The 21105-nt window shown below is 39.6% G+C and carries 35 protein-coding genes; 21 read left to right on the top strand and 14 right to left on the bottom strand.

Going from position 1 to position 21105, the window contains the following annotated elements; genetic code table 11:
- Together MVE01_RS00590 and MVE01_RS00585 are read left to right on the top strand one after the other, a co-directional pair.
- Positions 1-417: RsmE family RNA methyltransferase (locus MVE01_RS00590; RefSeq protein ID WP_472560215.1), on the top strand; the 417-nt coding region annotated here is incomplete at its 5' end.
- 251 nt (positions 418-668) lie between these two features.
- A complete protein-coding gene (locus MVE01_RS00585; protein WP_472560214.1) occupies positions 669-887 on the top strand; it encodes a cold-shock protein in 219 nt (72 codons plus the stop codon).
- A gap of 63 nt (positions 888-950) precedes the next feature.
- On the opposite strand, the gene MVE01_RS00580 is transcribed toward MVE01_RS00585, so the two are convergent.
- Positions 951-1100 carry a hypothetical protein gene (locus tag MVE01_RS00580; RefSeq protein ID WP_472560213.1) on the bottom strand — a complete coding sequence of 50 codons (150 nt, stop codon included), beginning with the start codon at positions 1098-1100 and terminating at the stop codon, positions 951-953.
- 172 nt (positions 1101-1272) lie between these two features.
- Between MVE01_RS00580 and arfB the strand changes: the two genes are divergently transcribed.
- The gene (arfB, locus tag MVE01_RS00575; RefSeq protein ID WP_472560212.1) at positions 1273-1689 is read left to right on the top strand and encodes an alternative ribosome rescue aminoacyl-tRNA hydrolase ArfB; all 417 of its coding nucleotides are present in this window, start codon (positions 1273-1275) and stop codon (positions 1687-1689) included.
- A gap of 12 nt (positions 1690-1701) precedes the next feature.
- Here the strand turns inward: arfB and MVE01_RS00570 are convergent, their stop codons facing one another.
- Entirely contained in the window at positions 1702-2268 is a 567-nt protein-coding gene (locus MVE01_RS00570) for a pseudouridine synthase (protein ID WP_472560211.1), read from the bottom strand.
- A 78-nt stretch (positions 2269-2346) separates the two neighbouring features.
- Here MVE01_RS00570 and MVE01_RS00565 point away from each other — a divergent pair, with 78 nt between their 5' ends.
- Together MVE01_RS00565 and MVE01_RS00560 are read left to right on the top strand one after the other, a co-directional pair.
- Positions 2347-3273: a DUF234 domain-containing protein gene (locus MVE01_RS00565; protein WP_472560210.1), complete on the top strand. Its 927-nt coding sequence runs from the start codon at positions 2347-2349 to the stop codon at positions 3271-3273.
- A gap of 3 nt (positions 3274-3276) precedes the next feature.
- Positions 3277-3852, top strand: a complete 576-nt coding sequence (locus MVE01_RS00560; protein WP_472560209.1) for a class I SAM-dependent methyltransferase — start codon at positions 3277-3279, stop codon at positions 3850-3852.
- A gap of 37 nt (positions 3853-3889) precedes the next feature.
- On the opposite strand, the gene MVE01_RS00555 is transcribed toward MVE01_RS00560, so the two are convergent.
- Positions 3890-4237 carry a NifB/NifX family molybdenum-iron cluster-binding protein gene (locus MVE01_RS00555; protein ID WP_472560208.1) on the bottom strand — a complete coding sequence of 116 codons (348 nt, stop codon included), beginning with the start codon at positions 4235-4237 and terminating at the stop codon, positions 3890-3892.
- Between the two features lie 209 nt (positions 4238-4446).
- Here MVE01_RS00555 and MVE01_RS00550 point away from each other — a divergent pair, with 209 nt between their 5' ends.
- Positions 4447-4749, top strand: a complete 303-nt coding sequence (locus MVE01_RS00550) for a hypothetical protein (RefSeq protein WP_472560207.1) — start codon at positions 4447-4449, stop codon at positions 4747-4749.
- Positions 4750-4770: 21 nt separating this feature from the next.
- On the opposite strand, the gene MVE01_RS00545 is transcribed toward MVE01_RS00550, so the two are convergent.
- Positions 4771-5085, bottom strand: a complete 315-nt coding sequence (locus MVE01_RS00545; RefSeq protein ID WP_472560206.1) for a DUF3144 domain-containing protein — start codon at positions 5083-5085, stop codon at positions 4771-4773.
- Between the two features lie 133 nt (positions 5086-5218).
- Between MVE01_RS00545 and MVE01_RS00540 the strand changes: the two genes are divergently transcribed.
- A complete protein-coding gene (locus MVE01_RS00540) occupies positions 5219-5614 on the top strand; it encodes a rhodanese-like domain-containing protein (RefSeq protein WP_472560205.1) in 396 nt (131 codons plus the stop codon).
- Between the two features lie 66 nt (positions 5615-5680).
- On the opposite strand, the gene MVE01_RS00535 is transcribed toward MVE01_RS00540, so the two are convergent.
- On the bottom strand, positions 5681-6154 hold the full coding sequence (locus tag MVE01_RS00535) for a DUF2231 domain-containing protein (RefSeq protein WP_472560204.1): 474 nt from the start codon (positions 6152-6154) through the stop codon (positions 5681-5683).
- A 182-nt stretch (positions 6155-6336) separates the two neighbouring features.
- Here MVE01_RS00535 and MVE01_RS00530 point away from each other — a divergent pair, with 182 nt between their 5' ends.
- From MVE01_RS00530 to MVE01_RS00520, 3 genes are read left to right on the top strand one after another with little or no spacing between them, the layout of a single operon-like run.
- Complete coding sequence (locus MVE01_RS00530; RefSeq protein WP_472560203.1) at positions 6337-6651, top strand: YbjQ family protein; 315 nt, start codon at positions 6337-6339, stop codon at positions 6649-6651.
- On the top strand, positions 6652-7089 hold the full coding sequence (locus MVE01_RS00525; protein WP_472560202.1) for a YbjQ family protein: 438 nt from the start codon (positions 6652-6654) through the stop codon (positions 7087-7089). It abuts the gene before it with no gap.
- On the top strand, positions 7086-7883 hold the full coding sequence (locus MVE01_RS00520) for a M48 family metallopeptidase (protein WP_472560201.1): 798 nt from the start codon (positions 7086-7088) through the stop codon (positions 7881-7883). The genes MVE01_RS00525 and MVE01_RS00520 overlap by 4 nt, the downstream gene beginning before the upstream one ends.
- A 40-nt stretch (positions 7884-7923) precedes the next feature.
- Here MVE01_RS00520 and MVE01_RS00515 read toward each other — a convergent pair whose 3' ends face one another.
- Entirely contained in the window at positions 7924-9069 is a 1146-nt protein-coding gene (locus MVE01_RS00515) for an RsiV family protein (RefSeq protein WP_472560200.1), read from the bottom strand.
- Between the two features lie 257 nt (positions 9070-9326).
- Here MVE01_RS00515 and MVE01_RS00510 point away from each other — a divergent pair, with 257 nt between their 5' ends.
- Positions 9327-9509, top strand: coding sequence for a hypothetical protein (locus tag MVE01_RS00510; protein WP_472560199.1), 183 nt, complete (start codon positions 9327-9329; stop codon positions 9507-9509).
- Positions 9510-9661: 152 nt separating this feature from the next.
- Positions 9662-10927: a CAP domain-containing protein gene (locus MVE01_RS00505; protein ID WP_472560198.1), complete on the top strand. Its 1266-nt coding sequence runs from the start codon at positions 9662-9664 to the stop codon at positions 10925-10927.
- A gap of 13 nt (positions 10928-10940) precedes the next feature.
- Here the strand turns inward: MVE01_RS00505 and MVE01_RS00500 are convergent, their stop codons facing one another.
- The 4 genes from MVE01_RS00500 to MVE01_RS00485 form a co-directional block, all read right to left on the bottom strand.
- Complete coding sequence (locus MVE01_RS00500) at positions 10941-12203, bottom strand: arsenic transporter (protein WP_472560197.1); 1263 nt, start codon at positions 12201-12203, stop codon at positions 10941-10943.
- Complete coding sequence (locus MVE01_RS00495; RefSeq protein WP_472560196.1) at positions 12194-12463, bottom strand: hypothetical protein; 270 nt, start codon at positions 12461-12463, stop codon at positions 12194-12196. The genes MVE01_RS00500 and MVE01_RS00495 overlap by 10 nt, the downstream gene beginning before the upstream one ends.
- Before the next feature lie 56 nt (positions 12464-12519).
- Positions 12520-12942 carry an arsenate reductase ArsC gene (locus MVE01_RS00490; protein WP_472560195.1) on the bottom strand — a complete coding sequence of 141 codons (423 nt, stop codon included), beginning with the start codon at positions 12940-12942 and terminating at the stop codon, positions 12520-12522.
- 72 nt (positions 12943-13014) lie between these two features.
- A complete protein-coding gene (locus MVE01_RS00485) occupies positions 13015-13323 on the bottom strand; it encodes an ArsR/SmtB family transcription factor (protein ID WP_472560194.1) in 309 nt (102 codons plus the stop codon).
- Positions 13324-13440: 117 nt separating this feature from the next.
- Here MVE01_RS00485 and MVE01_RS00480 point away from each other — a divergent pair, with 117 nt between their 5' ends.
- Genes MVE01_RS00480 through MVE01_RS00465 form a run of 4 tightly spaced genes read left to right on the top strand, consistent with a single transcriptional unit; the run spans position 13441 to position 15347 of the window.
- Complete coding sequence (locus tag MVE01_RS00480) at positions 13441-13932, top strand: putative iron-sulfur cluster-binding metallochaperone (RefSeq protein WP_472560193.1); 492 nt, start codon at positions 13441-13443, stop codon at positions 13930-13932.
- The gene (locus tag MVE01_RS00475) at positions 13932-14321 is read left to right on the top strand and encodes a hypothetical protein (RefSeq protein WP_472560192.1); all 390 of its coding nucleotides are present in this window, start codon (positions 13932-13934) and stop codon (positions 14319-14321) included. Before MVE01_RS00480 ends, MVE01_RS00475 begins: the two co-directional genes overlap by 1 nt.
- An 11-nt stretch (positions 14322-14332) precedes the next feature.
- A complete protein-coding gene (locus tag MVE01_RS00470; RefSeq protein WP_472560191.1) occupies positions 14333-14644 on the top strand; it encodes a heavy-metal-associated domain-containing protein in 312 nt (103 codons plus the stop codon).
- Positions 14625-15347: a hypothetical protein gene (locus MVE01_RS00465; protein ID WP_472560190.1), complete on the top strand. Its 723-nt coding sequence runs from the start codon at positions 14625-14627 to the stop codon at positions 15345-15347. Before MVE01_RS00470 ends, MVE01_RS00465 begins: the two co-directional genes overlap by 20 nt.
- A 104-nt stretch (positions 15348-15451) precedes the next feature.
- Here MVE01_RS00465 and MVE01_RS00460 read toward each other — a convergent pair whose 3' ends face one another.
- The 4 genes from MVE01_RS00460 to MVE01_RS00445 are packed head-to-tail and all read right to left on the bottom strand — an operon-like array spanning position 15452 to position 18150.
- A complete protein-coding gene (locus tag MVE01_RS00460) occupies positions 15452-15634 on the bottom strand; it encodes a hypothetical protein (RefSeq protein WP_472560189.1) in 183 nt (60 codons plus the stop codon).
- 11 nt (positions 15635-15645) lie between these two features.
- On the bottom strand, positions 15646-16446 hold the full coding sequence (locus MVE01_RS00455; protein WP_472560188.1) for a metal ABC transporter permease: 801 nt from the start codon (positions 16444-16446) through the stop codon (positions 15646-15648).
- Positions 16443-17291, bottom strand: a complete 849-nt coding sequence (locus MVE01_RS00450; RefSeq protein WP_472560187.1) for a metal ABC transporter ATP-binding protein — start codon at positions 17289-17291, stop codon at positions 16443-16445. The genes MVE01_RS00455 and MVE01_RS00450 overlap by 4 nt, the downstream gene beginning before the upstream one ends.
- A 1-nt stretch (position 17292) precedes the next feature.
- Positions 17293-18150, bottom strand: coding sequence for a metal ABC transporter solute-binding protein, Zn/Mn family (locus MVE01_RS00445; protein WP_472560186.1), 858 nt, complete (start codon positions 18148-18150; stop codon positions 17293-17295).
- A 102-nt stretch (positions 18151-18252) separates the two neighbouring features.
- On the opposite strand from MVE01_RS00445, the gene MVE01_RS00440 reads away from it, so the two are divergent.
- The 5 genes from MVE01_RS00440 (at position 18253) to MVE01_RS00420 (ending at position 21081) form a co-directional block, all read left to right on the top strand.
- Entirely contained in the window at positions 18253-18768 is a 516-nt protein-coding gene (locus MVE01_RS00440; protein ID WP_472560185.1) for a hypothetical protein, read from the top strand.
- Between the two features lie 42 nt (positions 18769-18810).
- The gene (locus MVE01_RS00435; protein ID WP_472560184.1) at positions 18811-19014 is read left to right on the top strand and encodes a DUF2905 domain-containing protein; all 204 of its coding nucleotides are present in this window, start codon (positions 18811-18813) and stop codon (positions 19012-19014) included.
- The gene (locus MVE01_RS00430; protein ID WP_472560183.1) at positions 19014-19592 is read left to right on the top strand and encodes a ComF family protein; all 579 of its coding nucleotides are present in this window, start codon (positions 19014-19016) and stop codon (positions 19590-19592) included. The genes MVE01_RS00435 and MVE01_RS00430 overlap by 1 nt, the downstream gene beginning before the upstream one ends.
- A 12-nt stretch (positions 19593-19604) precedes the next feature.
- A complete protein-coding gene (locus tag MVE01_RS00425) occupies positions 19605-20309 on the top strand; it encodes an ABC transporter permease (RefSeq protein ID WP_472560182.1) in 705 nt (234 codons plus the stop codon).
- A 67-nt stretch (positions 20310-20376) separates the two neighbouring features.
- A complete protein-coding gene (locus tag MVE01_RS00420) occupies positions 20377-21081 on the top strand; it encodes a DUF445 domain-containing protein (protein ID WP_472560181.1) in 705 nt (234 codons plus the stop codon).
- Positions 21082-21105 lie beyond the last annotated feature (24 nt).

Here is a 21105-nt window from a genome sequence, read left to right as displayed (position 1 = left end):
CAAAAAAGTTACTGGCAAAGCCCACTGCTAGAGCGCATAGATGAGTTTGTTTTTGAAGGCTTACAACAAGCCATAGATACAGTGCCACCAGTAATTGAGTTTAAAAAACGTTTTAAGCCATTTGTTGAAGATGAATTTCCTGCTTTATTGGCAGCTAATAAAGGGGATAAAGAGCAAAGTGATGCGGTGATTGCTCATCCGTATGCTTCACAGCCTTGGAAAGCATATATTGATGCTCTAAAGCACGATAAAGAGACTATGCCAAAGATACTATGTGTCGGAGCAGAAGGCGGTTGGATAGACTATGAAGTTGACCTGCTTTGCAAACACGGTTGTACAGCTGTTAGTTTAGGAGAGAGGATCTTACGAACTGAGACTGTGGTTAGCGTGCTACTTGCTCATTGGTTAGAGGTATAACAGTAAAGAAGATACTAAAAATAGGGATGAAAAAGTTGAGTTGTGGGTGTTAGCAACCAAATAAAATAAATACTTTGCTAAAGTTTCATTGTTATGCTATACTACCGCATTGAAAGATGATTTAGAGTTCATCTTCGGCTAGATTTTTATTGGTAACCTTTGTTTGCAGTATTATCCTTTCCAAGAACACTCCACTTTATATTTTGAGCATATCAGCAATGACATGTATATACACAACCAAAGGAATTACAATGGCAGAATTAGTAAACGGATCAGTAAAATGGTTTAACAGTGAAAAAGGTTTCGGTTTTATCGAACAAGAAAATGGTGGAGATGATGTATTTGTACACTACCGTAATATCAATAACAATGGTTACGACCGTGTTTCTCTTAATGATGGACAAAAAGTAACTTTAGAAGTAACAAAAGGTGACAAAGGCTTACAAGCTGAAAACGTTACTGGTCTTTAAGACTCATTGTCTTAAGACAATTTAAGGGTAGAATAATCTGCCCTTTTATAAATTTCTATTCCTCTAATCGTCTTCAGATGATTTAACCTCAGACACTCCCTCTTTTTTATCTTCATTCTTTTTATCAAGTTTTTTTTGACGTTTTTCTTCTTGTTTTTTTTGTTTTTCAATTTCTCGACCGCGTTTTTCATATGAGTAGTTTGTTTTTGCCATGTTCTGTAATCTCCGTAGTATATGTTGATAGTTCTATAGGTATGATACTATAAATTTATGGTCAGGAACTAAAGGGAACCTCTAAATCTAAAATAAGATACTAAAATATTGTAGGTAAAATAGAAGATAATACTGTGTATACTGAAATAGCGAAGAAGATGGAGAAGTAATCATGCTAAAAATATCAAACACTGTCACTCTAGATGAAAATGAAGTAGAGATCTCTGCCATACGGGCAAGTGGTTCTGGTGGGCAGAAGGTCAACAAGGTTTCTGCAGCGATACACCTGCGGTTTGATATAGAGGCTTCTTCTTTACCTGACTACTACAAAGAGAAGCTACTAGACCTCAAAGACAAACGCATTACCAAAGAGGGCATCATAGTCATAAAGTCTCAACAGCACCGAAGTCAAGAACAAAATAGAGATGAAGCACTGGAACGTCTGGTAGAGCTCATCAAAAGTGTGAATGTGGTACAAAAAAAGCGTGTGCCTACCAAGCCAACCAAAGGCTCTGTTAATAGACGATTGAATTCAAAGAAGAAGCAGGGGAGTAAGAAGAAACTACGTGGGAAAGTGGAGAGGGAATAGTCATATACATGACTATTCCAAACCATTAAGCAACATTCTCTCTTCTTCACTTGAAAGAAAACGCCATTTACCATTTTCTATGTCAAGACCAAAACTACCGATGCTCACACGTTTTAACTCCAAGACTTTTAGAGGTGTCCCAAATTTTGGGTCTTTGAGTGCTCCAAAGAGTCGGCGAATGTGACGGTTTTTGCCTTCGTCTATGACTATGCGTAATTTGGTTTTTGCTCCACCCATACCCAGCTTCTCAACAACAAGGGCTTTGAGTAGTCCGTGTTTACTCTCTACACCTCTTTTGGCTTGGGTGATGTGTGCATCTGTGACGTGACCTCTGACCCAGATTTCGTATACTTTTATACAGCCTCCAGGCTTGGTCAACTTGTTGCCTATTTGTCCATCAGTGGTGAAGAGCAGAAGCCCTTTGGACTCTAGGTCAAGGCGTCCTATAGGCATCCATCCGTCATTAAAAGCCCAGTCGGGTAGAAGGTCGTAGACTGTTTTACGTCCACGTTCGTCAGAGCGTGTGACGACATAGCCTTTGGGCTTATGAAGTGCTAGGAGTTTGTGAGAGGTGTACATAGGCAGCAGTATAGCTAAATAGTGATAATGCTATGGCTAAATTTTGCTATAATGACACATCTAAAACAAGGCTAGCTTATGGCAAAACATCCAACCCTTCTGCAACATTTTCGTTCTTTTGCGTATCAGAACAACATAAAAGATTTTGATACAGCTTTGGAGTATTTTACTGTGTTTGGTGGTACCGGATGGGATGTAGATGTCTCTAAGAGTTTTGATGGGCTGATAGAAGAGAAGATACTGGGTAACTATGAGCCGATACACAACAGTATCACACGCTACACGCACGGGAATGCCTTGTACCATATGTTGTTGTCTATCATTGCTTTGGGTGAAGAGTATGAAGACGGGGTCTTTAAAAAGGCGAGAGTAGGCAGGGATAAGGGTGAAGAAGCCATTGACTATCTGGCTATGAAAAGTCTTTTAAAGTTTGACCTCTCGGTAGAAAAACCTTTGCATGAAAGCGATGGGAAATCTGACAGGATTTTGTTTGATTTGCCTTTTATGCGTTTTTGGTTTGCGATGGTTTCACCTAACTATAAGAGCATTTCAAGTGGTGACTTTTCTGAATTTTCGCAAAAGTGGCAGCAACTCAAAGGGAACTTCTCTATCTTGCTTTCCAATCTTTTTGTGCGAGAACTCGTAACACAAAGTTTTGCCCAGAAGTTTGCAGATGACCCCATAGTCTCCATAGGTTCCTACTATGACAAACATACACACATAGAACTGCTGGCTAAAAGGAAGTCTGGTAAGCTGTTGGCAGGTGCATGTAAATACTCCCAAAAACCTGCGAAGCCTAACATGCTGGAAACACTGAAGCAGAAGTGCAAAAAAGCAGAACTTGATATCTCAGACTATGTACTTTTCTCTAAAAATGGATTTGACCCTGAATGTGAGGAGATAAAGGAGGGTAATGTTACACTTTTGTCTGCTACGCATCTCTCTTCTCTCTTGGATGATTTATCTAAAGATGACTTGTTAGCCTATAAAAATAAGAAGTATTAGCCTGTGGCACGTATCAATCAAAAAGCGTTTTATCAAAACAATTATGAGACCTATGGTGTCTCAGCTGAGGGAGTAGCGTGGGATTCTCCGCAGACACAGAAACGTCGTTTTTCTGCCATCATCTCTTGTTTGGGTGATATAAAGAATAATACGCTTGTAGATGCAGGCTGTGGGTTTGGTGATTTTTATCTTTATTTGAAAGAGAAGAACAACTTGCCCAAAACCTACATAGGCTTAGACCTCTGTGACCCCATGGTCAAAGAAGCCAAGATTCGTACGGGCTGTAAAATAGTCCAGCGTAACATTTTAAAACAGACTATCCCTCTGGCAGACTGGTATGTGGCAAGTGGTTCAATGAACCTTTTAACGCGTATGGAAACACGCATCTTCATACAGCGATGTTTTGAAAAAAGTCGTAAGGGTTTTGTCTTTAATCTGCTATGCGGGAAAGAGCAAGAGGGTGAGTTTAGCTATTGGGTGCCTCATGATATCTTGGAGCTTTGTAGACCATTGGGTGTAAAAGTGCAGATAAAAGAGGGCTATATGGAGGGTGATTTTACGGTAGTGTTGCGTGTATGATCACACTGCAGCATTGTGAGATGTTGCAGTGTTGTCTTTAGCGAAACTGTTGAAAATTCTCAGCAGTGATCTGAGGGTATTTACCCTCCTGAAACTCTTTGACTGCTTCTAAAAGCACTTTTCGCTCATCGCCGCAGTAGAACATAGGAATACCGAATTGGGCAGCTCCATTGACTGCTCCTGGCCCTGCATGAGGGGTGAGAAGTACATCTACATGATGTTTTTTCAGTTCTGTAAAAAATGCTGGACCGCCTGTTTCCATATTCTCTATTACTTCAATCTGATTGGTTTCATCATTATAGATACCGAAATATTTGGCTTTCCCAAGCACTTTGGTAATGGCACTGTCCTCTTTATTCATTTTCAAAGGTGAAGCGTATTTCATGATTAATTTTCCTTATGCTTTATATTTAAAGTAATTATAGAGTGATTTTTTTAATAGATGTTTAGTTTTAAAATATTTATGCGTTAAAATATTACCGGACTAAGTAAATACCTTAACTTTTGAAAGAGTGAGAAAAGGTGAGATGTAAGTAGAGAAATGTGAAGGACTACCCGTAGGTAATTCAAGGTTATATGATAAAAGGATAGTAAATGCTCATACGAAGCGGTAAAATACAGTTTTTATTTTGGACAGCTTTCTTTTCTGTCTTTTTATATATCTGGCTGGTTGCCATAGGGCTGCAAACCTTTGTATTTCCCGATGAAAAAATGATGGAAATTCCGCAAAATACCATTGTATTGATGTCTATTCTGTACGGCTTTATGGTCTTAGCTATTCTGGCGGGAACCATTGTCTCTGTGATGATCAATAACCGTTTTTATACGAAATTTTTCAGTGCGGCTCTCATCGTGGCACTTGTGACATTGCTACTGACTAAAGGAATGTTCGGATAAAACAAATAAGGAAAGAGACAGTTACTTCTCTTCCTTAGATATTCCCAGATAAAGGTCATAGTTGTCAATATAATTATCGAGATTCTCTTCAAGCATAGAAGTATACTGCTCTACAAAATAACGAATAAGATCTGCTCGCTTTGCCTTCATCGCTTCAGCATCTTTCAAACCTGCTGCACTGATCCACGCATTGAACCTTGCGGCTGCATATAAAAATGAATTGTTGACCATTTCGGCATTTTCCTGCTGATTCATATACTCATTTGCCAGTTTAATGTGCGCATCGGCTCTTTCAAAAAACTTTTCATCCAGATCTTGTTCTTGTGTATAGGACATGTTTTACTCTCTTTTTGTTGACATTGTACAAATTATAACTTATACAATTGCTTTAAATGCAACTTTAGTTGCATAATGCTATATTGGAATTTAGATAGAGTATATCTACACAATATATAGAAAGGATCAACCAATGGAAAATAAAACAAAAGAAAGAGTCGAGACGATCATTCAGATCAATAAAGAAAAAGAGAATCTGGGTATGGTTAATTTGCATCAGACCAGAGAACTGTTGATGGATGCCGGAGCCATTTTACTGGATGTCAGACCACCGGCGAAAGTGAGTGGTGACAATGCGCAGGAAGCAGATATTGCCAATGCATACTACATGCCCTATACGGATTTCAGTTCCTATTTGGATGAACTGCCTTCGGATCATACCGAACCGATAGTTGTTGCCTGTCTAAAAGGATGGTTTGCCAACCGTGTGATGGGGTATCTTGAAATGTTAGGATATGAAAATGTCTATGTTCTTGATACAAATATTGAAGAACTGATAGAAGTGCATCATGCACATAGCGGAAAATAAGAGAATCAAAGAGTAGTTAAGCATATCACACAATAAGGTGTATGGACGGACATAAAGTCGTCCGTTCTATTTGCCCTTTTCCTCCAAAACTCTGTTCTGAACAATCTTGTTATCAATACCTGCGGCATATTTGTATACAAGAGATCCACCGTGATTTCCCTGGTAGAGAGATGCAGCAATAGAGAGAATGATCAGCAGTATAGAGAGTTTTTCCATACTCATAGAATCTTTGGAAATAGCAAACCATTTTACCAATGTTGTCACAAGCAATATGGCAACTACCACAAAGCCGAATATTTTATGGTTACTTAAAACCAGCAGACCATTTTTAAGAATGGCATGGTTCTTCGTGATCTCCCCTGCATCAATGATCCCGCTGAATACTGCAAAGAATGATACAAGTAATGCAAAAGCGATGATACGAATGGCTGCTTTTGAGTAGGTTTTGTCTCCGGTTGCCACATAAGTGAGTTGAGAAAAGAGGGCTGCAAGCGGCAGAGCTATGACAAAATGTACAAAGGGAGGATGCAAAACATTCATTGTATTTTCCTGATATTATAATTTTAATTCTAATATTTATTATATTATTTTATAAATTAATTTAATGTTAAGTCGAAAAACACAAGATCATCTTTTGAGTGCTTGGAGTGATGGTAAATTATCTTTCTATGTCTGTCGTAAAATAAAGATATCTATCTTATAATATCCTACAAGGAGCAAAAATGATCATTACAAATATAGAATATATTCCAGGTAAAGAGATCGTGGAGCATTACGGTGTGGTCTCCGGTTCTACGGTACGGGCAAAACATGCGGGCAGGGATATTGCCGCTTCCATCAAGAATATCTTCGGAGGAGAGCTAAAAGGCTATACAGAGCTTTTAAGTGAATCAAGAGATGAGGCAATGAAGAGGATGAAAGCACAGGCGGCATCTCTTGGTGCCAATGCCATTCTTAATGTACGTTTTTCCACTTCATCAGTGGCTGCCGGAGCAGCAGAACTCTACGTATACGGGACGGCAGTAAAGGCAGTATAGATGGAAAATCTTATACTTTTTGCTGTACTGATGACAGTTGGGTACATCAGTGGTACTATTCTTGAAAAGCATCATCTCACCTCTATCAGAGAAAGAGAGGAGCAGATGGTGAGTTTACCTACGATCATGCTTAAAAAACCGTTGCATGAAGAGGGGATCAAAGAGGTTAAGCTTGTAGGCGGTTCGGTGGTGATCTCTATTGATTATTTCAAAAAGATCGTTGCCTCTTTGGCAAATCTTTTCGGTGGGAACATAGCCACGTATGAGACGCTGGTCGACCGTGCCAGAAGAGAAGCCATATTGCGTATGAAAGAGGATGCAAAAGATGCCAGTGAGATCATCAATATCCGCATAGAGACCTCTTCCATTTCAAAGAATGCCAACCGAAATGTAGGTGCGGTTGAAGTATTGGCATACGGGACTGCGGTCTGGCGATGAAATATACATCCAAACTGCCTGATGAGAAGGTGAACCGTCCCAAAGAGTACCTTTTTCTTTTTGCATTGAAACTGTTGAGCGGTCTATTGGTTTTTGTAGTGCTCTTCTATCTGATCGTGACCGCCTCGGTCAACATCATCGCAGAAAATCTCTCACCCGAGCATGAAGCAAAGATCATGAAGTATGTACAGATGGATATTGACATGAATCAGACCCAAAAAAGTACACAGCTTCAGCATATGGTGGATAAACTTGCAGTCTGTGCCAAACTTCCCTACAAGGTAGATGCCTATGTCATGGATGACTTCCATGTCAATGCCATGGCAGTGCCGGGAGCAAAAATGCTTGTGACCAAGGGGCTTTTGCATAAAGTTAAGACGGAGAATGAACTGGCCATGGTACTAGGGCATGAACTGGGACATTTTAAACATAAAGACAACATTAAGTCGATGGGCAAAGGGCTCATTTTTGCCGTAGCAGGCATGCTGCTCTCTTCAGACAACTACGGTTCACTCTTCAGCACCACACTTGAAATGACCAATAACCGCTATTCCCAGGAACAGGAAATGGCTGCGGATCTTTTCGGTGTAGATATGTTGAACTGTGCTTATGGAACAGCAAATGGAGCAACGGCACTTTTCGAAAAAATGAAAAAAGAGGGAGAAGGGTGGAAGTATCTGCTTGCCGATCATCCTGATTTTATCAAACGCATCAAGAAGATGAAAGCCTATATCCGTGAGAGAGAATATGATACCTCCAAAAAGCTGATCCCTTTGGGAAGGATATATAAATAGAATCCTCTGAATAATCCAAGCATTTAGAGGCTTTTCTAGATCATATACCTACAAAGACCCTGTAGTTTGTAAAATTCTGTTGCCCCTTCACACCTTCATATTCCTCCGGCAGTGTAATGTTTTTCCCTTCAGCCTTTAATGAACCTCTGATGTCAATGATACATTCACTGCTGTTTGCAGGCAGAGAGATGGTCAGTGTGAGTGTACAGGCATCGTTATAGTGCCATTTTTTCTTTTCGGCCTCTACCAAAAGATAGTTTGCAGGCAGGGCTTTTTTCTGCTTGATATTATAGATACTGCTGCCTTTGGGATAGGCTTGCAGATGTGTAAATCCTTTTTTTTGCATCTTGAGTATGGCTTTTTTATATTGCATCTGTGGAAAGGACAAAGAGAGCCATCCTCGGGCATTACTGTAGGTGAGGTTCGTCATTTTCGCCGTGACGGTAAGTGTTTTGTCTGCATTGACCTTTGCATCGAATATGATGGAGAGCTTTTCTGCTTCATAAAAGGATGCATGGATCTTTCGATTTTTTCCAAGAGCAAAGCCAAGTGCTCCTTTTGGATCTATGAGTGAGCGTATCTTACTGTAGGGGAGCATGAAGGTTGTAATACCGTCTGCATAGGATTTGACCTCATACTGATTGTAAAGAAAATAGAGCCCTCTGTCTGTAACAGCGAAATTCTCCGCCAATTCAAACTTATTATTGAACCATCCGTCATCTAAAAGTGTCTGTGTTGGTTTGAGACCACGTGCTTCTTTGTAATGCGTGAATGCAATATGTTGCAGGGTCTGGTTATAGTCTGGAAGAAGCAGATCATCAAGTGTCAGTTTTTTTTGTGTCCGAGTATCATAATTACTGAAGGTTATACCGTAATAGCCGTGTGCACCACCGGTATAGCCGCTTGAAGTCTCAGAGAGTGTATAGGTGGCAGATGTCTTTGAAAAGAGATCTACAGAGAGTGCATTGTACCATTCTCCACTCACATCTCCTTCAAAGTCTTTGATATTGGAGAGTACGGATCTTTTCATTTTTTGCTTGTTATACTTTGAAAGTATGGGGGTAATATGTTCGCCAACTTTAGCTAAAAATGCAGGAAGATCATCGCTCTTGTAATCCAGAAAACGCAATTTTTTCTTTTCACAAAGCTGTTTTTCTGCTTTAATACTTTTGCAATACTCTTCCATAAACGTTTTGTGTCCTAAATGAAAAGTATGGGGATCTGTAAATAATTCCTCAGCATGTATTGTAAAGCTCAGTATGAATAATAGTGTAATAATATGCCACATCAGCAAACACCTCCCCTGTAATTGTAAATAGAATCCTCTGAATAATCATTATATCAAAAACAGGTAATGATGCAGTAATACTATAAGATTATAATTTGCCTGTTCAGATATCAATGATATTTCGTTCACACACATAATATATTAAAGGATATACAATGAAAAAGTTTTTAATGATGATCGCAGCGTTGGCGATGACTACAATGTTCGTACAGGCAAATGATGAAGCACCGGCACAAGATGCAGCAGTACAGGCAGTTCAGGGAGCAGCAACAGATGCTACACCGGCACCTGAAGATGACAAAAATGCTACAGAAGAAGCAACTCCGGAAGAAAAATAGATCTTCTGACTTCCTCTGTTTGTGTTACCGCAGTGACTGCGGTAACTGATTCTCCCCTCTTTCCCCTTAACTTTTCATACATTTCTTGCTCAGGTTTCCCTTAAGATGAATCATATATAATGGTTATCATAAAATCACTATAAAGAGCCAATATGTTAATGAAATTGTTTGTAGCACTTCTGTTAATATTGGTATTTTTGAAAGTAGTGAATCCTGATCTGAGTATTTTGCCTAAAGAGACCATAGAGAGAAAAGCACTGCCTATGGATGTGAGTTATGAAACGATAGAGGCAGAGTCATATCTTAATATGATCCGTACAGGAGCGGGAATGATGAGGCTTTCTTCCAATACCCAGTTGCAATCAGCTGCTAAAGCCCATGCCTACTACCTGGTATCGAATAATGAATCAGACCATTTTGAGATCAAAGGACATAAAAACTTTACAGGAGAAAAACCTGTAGACAGAACCATGAATGCAGGCTACCTCTCAAGGGTGGTCAGTGAAAATATTTCAACAGACAATCACAATGCACACCAATCGGTAGATGGACTTTTTTCTGCGATCTACCACCGTTTTGCATTTTTGAGTCCTGCCATTAATGAAGTAGGTGTCGGAGTGATGCAGCGTGAATCTGACAGTGATAAAAGTGCATTTGTCTATGTGATGGGGAACAGTGACATGAATGCACTCTGTTCAGGCAAAAGTTTTAATGGTACCGGACGGTATTGGAAAAGCTGTAAAGATCTTTCTCATCGTGTACGGGACAAAGCATATATGAAAGCATTGAACTATAACAAACAGAATAATCCCGATATGATCCTCTTCCCCTATGACGGACAGAAAGAGGTGCCACCTGCATTCTATGCTGAAATACCTGACCCTTTGCCCGATCATGATGTAAGCGGTTTTCCTGTCAGTGTAGCTTTCAATGATTATTATTTCAAGCATGTGACACTGATTTCATTTGATCTTTTTGATCAAAAAGATAATGTGGTCAACACCTATTTGATGGACAGCAATAATGACCCAAATCACCGTTTTTCAGAGAAGCAATTTGCAATATTCCCTTTAAAAAGGCTTGAATATAACAGTCGGTATCGTGTGTTGCTGACATATGGATATAATGACAAGATCAAAAAAATTACCTGGTATTTCAATACGAAATATATTAAAGAGAAATTTTATATCATGGAGAAAAGTTTTGACAAGCTTACTGTAGAAACGAAAAAGAGTTATGTAATTTATTTTCGCCCTCTTGATGCACATGATGTCCTGACCGATATGCAGTTCCCTGCAGATGTAGACGTGCAGTTTCTTGACAATAATACAATAAAACTGACCATAATGTCAGACAAGCATGATGATTTTGAACTCAGCAGTGGTACAAGACATTTGCGTATCATTGTTAAAAATTAAGAAAATAGATCCATTATAAAAGTCCAAGCAGTGCCACTAACAGTACAGGTGGTGTAATAAGCAAGCCTACTTTCATATACTCTCCCCAGCCTATTTTGACACCTTTTTGTGCCAGTACATGAAGCCAAAGAAGGGTAGCAAGTGAACCAATAGGAGTCATTTTCGGTCCTAGATTTGAGCCTAATATGTTTGCATAGACAAGTGCTTCATTGCCCGTATAACCTACTTTGTCTATGGCAATATCCATGATCATAATAGTTGGCATATTATTCATAATAGATGAAATGAATCCTGAAAGAAAACCTGTGCCTATGACAGCTACTGCGTGACTTTGTGTTTGGAGTACTTCTATCCATGAAGCGATGATATCTGTCAGGCCTGCATTTTTTAATCCATACACAACCACATAAAGTCCTATAGAGAACCAGACTACCTGCCAGGGTGCAGCTTTTATAGTCATAATGGGTTTAGTAGCTTTGTAGTAATTTGCAATGAGTAAAAAGAGCAGTGCCCCGCCCAAAGCAAATACAGAGACCGGCAGATGATAGTGATCGCCTATAAAATAACCGAGCATTAAAAAGCCCAGAAACCACCATGAGAGTTTGAACATGGTTTGGTTTTTAATAACAGAAGCAGCTTCCGGAAGCTCACTGACATCTACGCTTAAAGGAATATCTTTTCTAAAGTAGATCCATAAAATGGCAATAGAAGCAGTGATACTAAGCAGATTGGGTAAAAACATATGTTTTAAATATTCTACAAATCCGATATCAAAGTAGCCAGCCGTTACGATGTTGGTAAGATTGGAGATGATCAGGGGGTTGGAAGCGGCATCGCCTATGAAACCGCCTGCCATGAGAAAGGCGAAAATGGCCAGCGGGTTCATTTTGAGGTATTTCATTTTTGCCAAGAGAATAGGGGTGAGGATGAGTGCTGCACCATCGTTGGCAAAAAAGGCAGCGACCAGTGCACCAAGCAGCAGGATGTATACAAACATCTTATTGCCTGATCCACCGCTGAGTTTTGCCATTTTAATGGCTGCCCACTCGAAGAAGCCTATCTCATCGAGTACCATAGAGAGGATGATGATCCCTATGAATGCCAGAGTGGCATCCCAAACGATATCTATAACAGTCAGTACATCCTGAAAGCTTACAACGCCCATCATTAATGTGAGGATCGCACCAATAACTGCAGTCGTACCTATCTGCAGTCCTTTGGGTTGCCAAATAACAAAGAGCAGTGTAACGAGGAAAAGAGTAGAGGCTAACAGCATTTATTCGGGTTGAGTACTTTGGATCTTGCCAGTGCAGCTTCGATCTCTTCTTTGCTTACATCTCCTGAGAGATTCAGATTTACTTCACCGTCTTTTCCATTTACTTCCATGTTGGTGATCTTCTTTTTAGTCTCATCACTCATACATTCACACTGTCCTGTAGCACAGTTCTCTACCATTTTAACGATATATTGTTTTTCTACAGCTCCGGTAAAAGCTATCTTGACGCCTTCACCTGTTTTTAATACGTTTTTATTCATTTTGTTTTCCTTGTAAATTATTATTGGTGTTGTAAGGGTACACCTCCCCTACGGTTTTATTGCTCTTGTATGGTGTTGTCTCCTGACAACACCTTCTTTAATTTAGGTAGCAATCGCTCTTCTATCTCTTTATATGTCTCTTTAAATGCTTCATAGCCTTTCCCGTCCGGGTCTTCAAAACCTACATGTAATTTGGGTGAAGGTTTGGGGAACATTGGACAGGTTTCGTTGGCATGGTCACAGACTGTGACTATGAGGTCATAGCTGTTGTCTAACACCTCGTCTAAGACTTTAGAGTGGTACGTGTTTTTCCAAATGCCTTTTTCTTCTAAAAGCTTTTTGGCATAGGGGTTGACTCTTCCTGATGCCTTGACTCCAGAACTGTCCGCTTCTATACCATCAAGTTTGGCGTTGATGAGTGCTTCGGCAATGATGCTCCGGCATGAGTTTCCGGTACAGAGAATGAGGACTTTTTTCATGGCTTTCCTTTGTTTTAATGAGAAAGTATAGCAGAATAGTTTTAATATATCAAGATATATTGATATAGTTGTTTAGGTAGAACATGTTTTGTTCATTACCGGTATTTCTAACTCCAAATAAGAAATTTCATTCAAAATATCCTGCCTAAATTTGTCAAGAGGCGAGCGAATGGCGTAATATGCCCAGCGTCCTTTTCGTTCAACCTTTAAAAATCCTGCTTCTTTTAGAATCTTTAAATGTCTTGAAATACGTGATTGTATCATTCCGAAGGCTGATTCTATATCACAGACACATACTGCACCGTTGATATCTATAAATCTAAGTATTTTAAGTCTGGTCTCATCGTTGAGTGCGCCGATTGTTTGTAAAAAGTTTTCCATAAAAGAAGTGTAGCGTAAAATAATTTATGTATCAAGAAAGTGTGATATATAAGTGCATATGATTTACACACTATAAAAGGTATAGTGTGTAAAATTTGTAATGCATAGGAGAAAAAAATGTCTATTTTTAAATTTAAAAAAAAGTCAACATGCCAGAGTGGCTGCTGTAGCCCTAAACCAAAAAGTAAAGAAAATTGTCCTAAATGTGGAGAAAAGGCTAAAGGAGTTCTTGTAAAAACACTTGAACATTTGCTTACGACAGAAAGTAAAAAAAAATTAATCTCACTGGAAGGGTTTCATTACTGTAAAACACCCAGTTGTAACATTGTCTATTTTAGAGAAGATGCTCTGCTTAACCAAAAAGATATCACTGTACCCGTAGGGCTAAAAGAAGGAGCCAGTCCAGCTACAGTCTGCTACTGTTTTGACTGGACCAAAGAGAAGATAAAAGCAGAGCTTGAAGCTACAGGGGAAACGGTAGCACTCAAAGACATTAAAGCCAAGATGGAGAATCCCGGGTGTAGCTGTGAAGTGCTAAATCCTAGTGGTGGATGTTGTCTTGGGGATGTGGGTAAAGCCATAAAAGCTTTGAAACAGGAGATGAAGTGATGAAAGATTTTTTAGATAAACCCTACCTGCGCTGGATAACATTCTTTTTAACATCAGGGAGTTTGTTGTGTTGTGCCTTACCTATTTTTCTTGTGACGCTCGGATTTGGCTCAATAGCAGCAGCGATGAGTTACAACATCCCTGGTGTAACATTTTTAGCAGAGCATAAAATGTGGACACTCTCTTTGTCATTTTTATTTTTACTTTTTCTAGCATGGATAATATGGCGACCCAATCAGAGTTGTCCTTTAGACCCTAAACTGGCGCTTGCCTGTGCAGGAGCCAAGAGATGGAATAAACGCATTTTTATTCTCTCTGCCATGATTTGGTTTGTAGGATTTTTTGCCAGTATGTTGCTGTTGCCGTTACGTAATTTACTAAATATATAAAAGGATGTATGATGAAAAAGTTATTGATTATTAGTTTAATATTGGGTGTCTGTGTGCAATGGGGCTTTGCTAGAACGATAGAAGTTGAAGTGCATGGTATGACCTGTTCTTTTTGTGTAGATGCCTTGCAGCGCAAATTTAATAAAGTACCACATGTTACGAAAGTAGAGGTCTCTCTTAAACTTAAAAAACTTCGTCTAGAAACAGATGATAACACTACTCCTACACTAGAAGAGGTGAAACAAACTGTTTTAGACTCTGGTTTCACACCAGTAAAAATAGATGTGTTAAAGGAGATGATAGATGAGAATATTACAAAATAATTGGATAGCTCTTTTTCTATTCTTAAGTATGACATCCAGTCTGTTTGGTATGGGATTACGTTCTTTTGTAGCGTTACCTGTGGAAGAGGGTGGGTCTGTACTTCGTTTTCAAAATATTTATGCATCTAAATCAGAGGTAGACCTTTTTGTAAGTAGTTTTGCCTATGGGATTGATGCAAAGCAGACACTACTCATAGGTATGCCCTACAGACTTAAACCCAGTGGCGATAATAGGCAGGGTGATCTTTCTTTACTTTATAGATATATGCTTATGCAAAATGATAGTTTTGAGGGGACATCCCGCTTGGCACTTTTAGGTGGTGCCATCATCCCTACTGAGTCTGAAATAGACTATGCAGCTCAGGCAGGGCTTGTCTATACCTATTTTAAAAATAGAAATGAGATCGATATAGATATTCTCTATAAAAAAGGTTTTGATAGCAGACTTGATGCTGCAAACTATGATATTTCGTGGCAGTACAGACTATTACCTAGTGTGAGGGATGATTGGGGGATTACGCAGGAATTAAACTCTGTACTAGAACTTAATGGCAGATGGGTAGAAGGTACAAATATTACACACCAAGTAACACTGGGTCTTCAATGGATACATGCCAACTGGGTTTTGGAAGGTGGTTTTGTAAAAGATTTGAACAATGCCAAAGAAGAGAGGTATCTTCTTAGTGCAAGGTTTCATTTCTAATTTTCAAAATGGATAATCCGGGTGCGGCAGTGAAGTACTTAATTCCAGTGCTGGATGTTGTTTAGGGGATGTGGGTAAAGCGATAAAAGAGATGGAAAAAGAGGTTAAAGGTTAATGTCTGTACCCATAGCAACACTGCCCTGCACACCGGTTTGGCTGTCAGCATGAATTTCTGAAGCAGCTACACCGTTACCTGAAGAAGCAAAACCGCCTACACCGATACCTATGCCTGGTGTGCAGGCAGTTAAAAAGAAGAGTGTAAGAAAAAATAGTATAAAACGTTTCATCTGTTATTGTATCATTTCCCTCTGTAGAAAAGCAAGAATACTCCCAATAAAGCAGCAGATACAAGTATGATGGAAGCACCGGAAGTAAGGTTATAAGTATAAGAGAACCACAATCCAATCAGAGTGAAAATAGCAGCAATGAGTCCGGAAAGGAACATCATGCCCAAAAGAGAGTTTGAAAGCTTTTCGGCGATGTAGACAGGAATGGTAAGCATGGCTATGACCAGTATGAGCCCTACAACTTTGATGGCTACTACAACAGTTAGTGCAGAGAGGATGAGAATGAGTGTGTAGAAGAACTTGACATTCACGCCTCTGAGTGCTGCATATTCACTGTCATAGGAGACTGCCAGAATATCTCTGTACCAAAAAGTAATGACAAAAAGGATCACTCCGAGAAGTATACCCATAAAGTAGAGATCAGCACTGCTTACTGCCAAAATGGAACCGAAAAGATAAGACATCATATCAACATTGTATCCCGGGGTAAGATCAACAAATATAACTCCTATTGCCATGCCCACAGCCCAGATAAGCCCGATAAAGGTATCGATACGATGTCTCTTGTACATGGTAAGAAATGCAAGGAGAACCGCAGCTCCAACAGCAAAAATGGAAGCTCCCAGAAAGATAGGCAGACCAAAGAATACAGCAAGACCGATACCTCCGTAAGAAGAGTGTGCAATCCCTCCGGCAAGGAATACCATACGATTGACTACAATGAGTGAACCGATGACCCCTGCAGCAAAGCTGACTAAAATACCTGCCAGAAGTGCATGCTGGATGAATCCAAATTGGAGAGCTTCTATCATTTTGTTTCCCTCCATTTGCTTTTGCCTTCGACAGGCTCAGACAGCGAATTATTATTGGTATTAGTCACTGAGCTTGTCGAAGTGTCCGAGGCATCACAACTGCTGCATTCTACAGCCCCCAGCATTTGAAGCAGTTCGATCTCACAGAAGTGCCCGGTATTATCATGGGTATGAAATGTTTTTTTCTTGTCTGAAATGTCATGAAAAGAGAGTTGTTTGTTAACGTGTGCAGCTTTGTTGGCATATTCCAGTATGACAGAGATATCATGGCTTACGACAATAATAGTAATACTCTGGTTAAGCAGTTTTAAAAGTTCATAGATCTCTTTTTGCCCTTTGATGTCTATGCTTGAAGTTGGTTCGTCAAGTATGAGTACCTTTGGGTGGGCACACAGGGCACGGGCTATCATAACCCTTTGTCTCTGTCCACCTGAAAGGGAACCTATTTTACTTTGAGCGAATGCTTGCATGCCTACTTGTGAAAGTGCCCCCATTGCACAGGCTATTTCATCTTTTCCATAGCCAAAGAGAGGGTTCTTGTTGCCTACATGCCCCATGAGGACAACCTCTATCACCTTGATGGGAAAATCTGTATTGACATTGGTATTCTGAGGTACATAGCCAATGAGTGAGAGATTTTTGGAAGGTGCTTTACCGAAAACTTTGATCGTTCCTTTTTTGCTTTTAAGCAGTCCAAGGATGAGTTTTAGAAGGGTGGATTTTCCTCCTCCGTTGGGACCGATGATCGCCAGAAAGTCACGCTTTTGAACATGCAGGTTGATATTTTCTAAAACAGGATCACTGTCATAAGCGAAAGAGAGATCTTCAATATCTATGACCGACATCTTACTCTTTTCCTGCAATGGCTTGTGCAATTTTTATAAGATTCCCAGACCAGTCTTCAGCAAGAGGAGAAACTTTGATCACTTTGATATGCAGCTCATTTGCCATCACTTTTGCCATGGCATCTGAAAATTCAGGCTGCGTAAAAATAGCAGAAATATGTTCTTTTTTTGCCTCTTTTATAAGTTCGATAAGTTCTTTGGGCTTTGGGCTTTTCCCTTCAATCTCTACGGGGAGCTGTACAAGTCCATAGGCTTTCGCAAAGTATCCCCATGAAGGGTGAAATACCATAAATTTGGTTCCTTTTGGTTTGGCAGAGAGTATGTTTTTGATCTTTCTGTCAGTCTCTTCTACAAGAGAGAGAAATGTTTTATAATGCTGCGTATAATAGCTCTCATTGTCTGGGTCAGCTTTTACAAGTGCTTCATAGATGTGTTCTGCCATGATCTTTACATTCTGTGGAGATGTCCAGATATGCGGGTCATCTTCTTTTGGCTCTTTGGAGTGAATAGCAGGTTTTTGTTCATGATGATCTGCTGCCATAGGAAGTTTTTTAATCCCTGTGGAAAGATCGACAATTTCCATTTTCTTATTGAGGTCTTTGAATTTATGCAACCAAATATTTTCAAACTCTACACCTATGGCAAAATAGAGATCTGCCTGTGCCACTTTTTTCATTTGTGAGGGTTTAGGCTCATAGGTATGCGGAGAATTACCCGGAAGTACCATCACTGAAATGTTGACTTTTTCTCCGCCTATAGCTTCAACAAAAGTTTTTTCGGGAAGAATACTTACAACCGTATTGATGTTGGCAAAAATAAGTGTATTGAACAAAAGAGATAAGAGTATAATTTTTTTCATAATGCAATCATAGCAAAATAGTGATGATAAGTATATTGTCCTGTTTTTGGTTTATGTTATAATTTAGAAGAGAGTTTCCAGTTTTACAAAAAAGGATAGTAGATGGTAACAAATGAAAGAAGACATAATACAGATATTGCTTTTCATGAAGATGAAGTCAAGTTGGCAAAAAGAATGATGGATACACTGAGAACAACAGTGGAGTTCCTCTATTATCTTATGGATCATAGAAACAGAGCCTCTTTTACTATGATATTGATATCTACTGATGGCTTGAAATTGGATACTATGCTTCAAAACTGGAAACGTGAAACAGATATTCTGTTTGAAATAGATAAAACAAATAATGTCTATGTATTGATCTGTCAATCTACCGATCATGAAGGTGCAGAAAAATTTGCTGAGATCCTTTTATCCAATATACATGTCAACGGTGGTACATCTACCTATTGTGTAGCAGCGGAACTCAAATCAACGAACAGTACGATCCAGGAAGTCATTTTTACCATGGTAGAGAAATATATGGCTATAAAAAAAGATCATGATTCTGAACGGATATTTTTCACCAGAGCGGAGAACCGTGATCCTGATTCTACTCAAGATATTATTTATAAATAAATTGCTAGCAGAGAATATTTGAACATATGACGGGGTAATCAAATGGGGAATACACTCATATTTATAGGTATTGGTTTGATTGTAGTAGGTGTAGCATATAAATTTGGTCTTTTGGGATGGTTCGGTCATCTTCCCGGAGATATCAGCTACAAAAGTGAAAATACTTTTATCTTTATTCCTATTACTTCGATGCTGCTTGTCTCAGGTGCTGCATCACTTCTAATGTGGTTCTTCGGCAGGAAATAATGCGTTGCTACTCCTGTTCAAAACTAAGTTTTGATATACTCTGTAAATGCTGTAAATCAGAACTTTTTGTACCTACAATAAGCACAAGAAAAGTAGGTACATTGGATGTGATCAGTTTTTTCAAATATGCAACACTTGAACCACTTCTTCTGACAAAACACAAGCCTGAAGGTCACCGCATTTACAAAGCATTGGCAAACATGACCATGAAACCGTTCATGGAAGAGTTTGCCGAGCATGATGACGGAGATGTTTATATTGTCGCTATAGATGAACATGTAAAAAGCGGTTACTCTCATGTTGCCTTGCTGAGTCATGCGATGAGAAGCAGGCATGTCATACCTCAGTATGGTGCATTAATGGCAAGGAACAGGGTGAACTATTCGGGTAGATCCCTGCAGTTCAGACTTGATAACCCTCGTGACTTTGTATACACAGGGAAAAAAGATGTGGATGTCATACTGGTAGATGACATTGTCACCACCGGTATTACCCTGCAGGAGGCACATAAAGTGTTGATGCAACATGGCGTGAATGTACTTTTTGCACTGACACTTGCTGATGTGGAAGAGTCATAGTATACTAACAGTATGAATACCTCAATTTACCACATCTCACTGTTGGCTTTACTTTGGGCGTGTATCCCAGTGGCTATTATGATAATTATCTATATCCGTTGGACACATGATAAAATTACACTTTTTTATGCACTGGCACGTATGTTGATACAGCTTATTTTGATAGGGTATGTACTGACCTATATCTTTGCTTCCGACTCTCCCTATCTTGTGGTACTCATACTCTCGGTAATGCTTGTGGCGGCAAGTATTATCTCTTTGCGTCCTATGCAACATAAGTATAGAGGTCTCTACTTAAAGGCGTTTGCTGCCATCGCTATAGGTGGGCTTTTTACCTTACTGATGATTATCTTTGGTGTCTTAAACCTTAATCCTTGGTATGAAGCAAAGTTTCTCATCCCTTTGGCAGGCATGATATTTGCCAACTCTATGAATGCAGTGAGTATTGCAGCAGAACGTTATGAGAGTGAAGTGGAGCGGGGCAATCTCTATGAAGAAGCAAGAGCCACAGCCTACAGTGCTTCTTTAATCCCCATAGTCAATGCTCTTTTTGCGGTAGGCTTGGTGTCACTGCCGGGTATGATGACCGGGCAGATACTCTCAGGGGTAGACCCTCTCATTGCTGTACGCTATCAGATAATGGTGATGTTGATGATATTGGGTTCAGCAGGTATCTCTGTAGCGATTTACTTAATACTTTTGAAGAAGGGGGCTTAGGTGGGGTAATAGTTCATCAAATAAACAAAACTATGCTAAAATTCACAAAAAACAAAGAGCACAAAGCATGAATAAATCTTTCATCACCGATACACTTTCCATATTACTTATAGGTGTCTCTTTCATCATCCCTCCACAGTACCAGAATGCTCTGCTTTTTACAGGGCTCTTTGCACTCTCGGGAGCTGTTACCAACCAGCTTGCCATCCACATGCTTTTTGAGAAGGTTCCTTTTCTTTATGGTTCTGGAGTCATAGAGAAGAACTTTGGCACCTTTAAACACTCCATAAAAGAGATGATCATGAAGCAGTTCTTTACCAAGGAGCAGTTAGGGAAGTTCTTTGCCCAGGAAGAGCAGAAGATAGACCTTTCACCTTTGGTAGGACAGGCGGACTTCTCTCCAGCATTTGATGCACTCTCCAAGACGGTCATGGAGTCCAAGTTTGGAGGCGCTATTACTATGTTCGGTGGAGAAGAGGCTTTGGACGGGCTTAAAGAGCCGTTTTCACGCAAGCTGAAATCTGCGGTGAGTTCTATCGTCTCTTCGGATGCCTTTAAAGCACAGCTTGAGCACCACATCCGGAACTCAGCACTCTCACAAGATATGATAGACTCTGTTGAAGGACTCATCAGCAAACGTCTTGAAGAGCTGACACCTAAAATGGTCAAAGATCTGGTACAGGAGCTCATTAAAGAGCATTTGGGATGGCTGGTTGTCTGGGGCGGTGTTTTTGGTGGTCTGATAGGGCTTGCATCATCATTTTTTATATAATTTTGGGAAATGGTTAAAATTTAA

Source organism: Sulfurovum sp., assembly GCA_026990595.1.
Lineage (GTDB): Bacteria > Campylobacterota > Campylobacteria > Campylobacterales > Sulfurovaceae > Sulfurovum.
The sequence above is the reverse complement of the archived record's forward strand: the minus strand, read 5'-3'. Positions and strand labels throughout refer to the sequence as shown.

What these genes read in the sequence shown, in the direction of transcription:
- MVE01_RS00585 (WP_472560214.1), top strand. Translation starts at nt 669, where the DNA reads ATGGCAGAATTAGTAAACGGATCAGTAAAATGGTTTAACAGTGAAAAA.
- MVE01_RS00580 (WP_472560213.1), bottom strand. Translation starts at nt 1,100, where the DNA reads ATGGCAAAAACAAACTACTCATATGAAAAACGCGGTCGAGAAATTGAA.
- arfB (WP_472560212.1), top strand. Translation starts at nt 1,273, where the DNA reads ATGCTAAAAATATCAAACACTGTCACTCTAGATGAAAATGAAGTAGAG.
- MVE01_RS00570 (WP_472560211.1), bottom strand. Translation starts at nt 2,268, where the DNA reads ATGTACACCTCTCACAAACTCCTAGCACTTCATAAGCCCAAAGGCTAT.
- MVE01_RS00565 (WP_472560210.1), top strand. Translation starts at nt 2,347, where the DNA reads ATGGCAAAACATCCAACCCTTCTGCAACATTTTCGTTCTTTTGCGTAT.
- MVE01_RS00555 (WP_472560208.1), bottom strand. Translation starts at nt 4,237, where the DNA reads ATGAAATACGCTTCACCTTTGAAAATGAATAAAGAGGACAGTGCCATT.
- MVE01_RS00550 (WP_472560207.1), top strand. Translation starts at nt 4,447, where the DNA reads ATGCTCATACGAAGCGGTAAAATACAGTTTTTATTTTGGACAGCTTTC.
- MVE01_RS00545 (WP_472560206.1), bottom strand. Translation starts at nt 5,085, where the DNA reads ATGTCCTATACACAAGAACAAGATCTGGATGAAAAGTTTTTTGAAAGA.
- MVE01_RS00540 (WP_472560205.1), top strand. Translation starts at nt 5,219, where the DNA reads ATGGAAAATAAAACAAAAGAAAGAGTCGAGACGATCATTCAGATCAAT.
- MVE01_RS00535 (WP_472560204.1), bottom strand. Translation starts at nt 6,154, where the DNA reads ATGAATGTTTTGCATCCTCCCTTTGTACATTTTGTCATAGCTCTGCCG.
- MVE01_RS00530 (WP_472560203.1), top strand. Translation starts at nt 6,337, where the DNA reads ATGATCATTACAAATATAGAATATATTCCAGGTAAAGAGATCGTGGAG.
- MVE01_RS00525 (WP_472560202.1), top strand. Translation starts at nt 6,652, where the DNA reads ATGGAAAATCTTATACTTTTTGCTGTACTGATGACAGTTGGGTACATC.
- MVE01_RS00520 (WP_472560201.1), top strand. Translation starts at nt 7,086, where the DNA reads ATGAAATATACATCCAAACTGCCTGATGAGAAGGTGAACCGTCCCAAA.
- MVE01_RS00515 (WP_472560200.1), bottom strand. Translation starts at nt 9,069, where the DNA reads ATGGAAGAGTATTGCAAAAGTATTAAAGCAGAAAAACAGCTTTGTGAA.
- MVE01_RS00510 (WP_472560199.1), top strand. Translation starts at nt 9,327, where the DNA reads ATGAAAAAGTTTTTAATGATGATCGCAGCGTTGGCGATGACTACAATG.
- MVE01_RS00505 (WP_472560198.1), top strand. Translation starts at nt 9,662, where the DNA reads ATGTTAATGAAATTGTTTGTAGCACTTCTGTTAATATTGGTATTTTTG.
- MVE01_RS00500 (WP_472560197.1), bottom strand. Translation starts at nt 12,203, where the DNA reads ATGCTGTTAGCCTCTACTCTTTTCCTCGTTACACTGCTCTTTGTTATT.
- MVE01_RS00495 (WP_472560196.1), bottom strand. Translation starts at nt 12,463, where the DNA reads ATGAATAAAAACGTATTAAAAACAGGTGAAGGCGTCAAGATAGCTTTT.
- MVE01_RS00490 (WP_472560195.1), bottom strand. Translation starts at nt 12,942, where the DNA reads ATGAAAAAAGTCCTCATTCTCTGTACCGGAAACTCATGCCGGAGCATC.
- MVE01_RS00485 (WP_472560194.1), bottom strand. Translation starts at nt 13,323, where the DNA reads ATGGAAAACTTTTTACAAACAATCGGCGCACTCAACGATGAGACCAGA.
- MVE01_RS00480 (WP_472560193.1), top strand. Translation starts at nt 13,441, where the DNA reads ATGTCTATTTTTAAATTTAAAAAAAAGTCAACATGCCAGAGTGGCTGC.
- MVE01_RS00475 (WP_472560192.1), top strand. Translation starts at nt 13,932, where the DNA reads ATGAAAGATTTTTTAGATAAACCCTACCTGCGCTGGATAACATTCTTT.
- MVE01_RS00470 (WP_472560191.1), top strand. Translation starts at nt 14,333, where the DNA reads ATGAAAAAGTTATTGATTATTAGTTTAATATTGGGTGTCTGTGTGCAA.
- MVE01_RS00465 (WP_472560190.1), top strand. Translation starts at nt 14,625, where the DNA reads ATGAGAATATTACAAAATAATTGGATAGCTCTTTTTCTATTCTTAAGT.
- MVE01_RS00460 (WP_472560189.1), bottom strand. Translation starts at nt 15,634, where the DNA reads ATGAAACGTTTTATACTATTTTTTCTTACACTCTTCTTTTTAACTGCC.
- MVE01_RS00455 (WP_472560188.1), bottom strand. Translation starts at nt 16,446, where the DNA reads ATGATAGAAGCTCTCCAATTTGGATTCATCCAGCATGCACTTCTGGCA.
- MVE01_RS00450 (WP_472560187.1), bottom strand. Translation starts at nt 17,291, where the DNA reads ATGTCGGTCATAGATATTGAAGATCTCTCTTTCGCTTATGACAGTGAT.
- MVE01_RS00445 (WP_472560186.1), bottom strand. Translation starts at nt 18,150, where the DNA reads ATGAAAAAAATTATACTCTTATCTCTTTTGTTCAATACACTTATTTTT.
- MVE01_RS00440 (WP_472560185.1), top strand. Translation starts at nt 18,253, where the DNA reads ATGGTAACAAATGAAAGAAGACATAATACAGATATTGCTTTTCATGAA.
- MVE01_RS00435 (WP_472560184.1), top strand. Translation starts at nt 18,811, where the DNA reads ATGGGGAATACACTCATATTTATAGGTATTGGTTTGATTGTAGTAGGT.
- MVE01_RS00430 (WP_472560183.1), top strand. Translation starts at nt 19,014, where the DNA reads ATGCGTTGCTACTCCTGTTCAAAACTAAGTTTTGATATACTCTGTAAA.
- MVE01_RS00425 (WP_472560182.1), top strand. Translation starts at nt 19,605, where the DNA reads ATGAATACCTCAATTTACCACATCTCACTGTTGGCTTTACTTTGGGCG.
- MVE01_RS00420 (WP_472560181.1), top strand. Translation starts at nt 20,377, where the DNA reads ATGAATAAATCTTTCATCACCGATACACTTTCCATATTACTTATAGGT.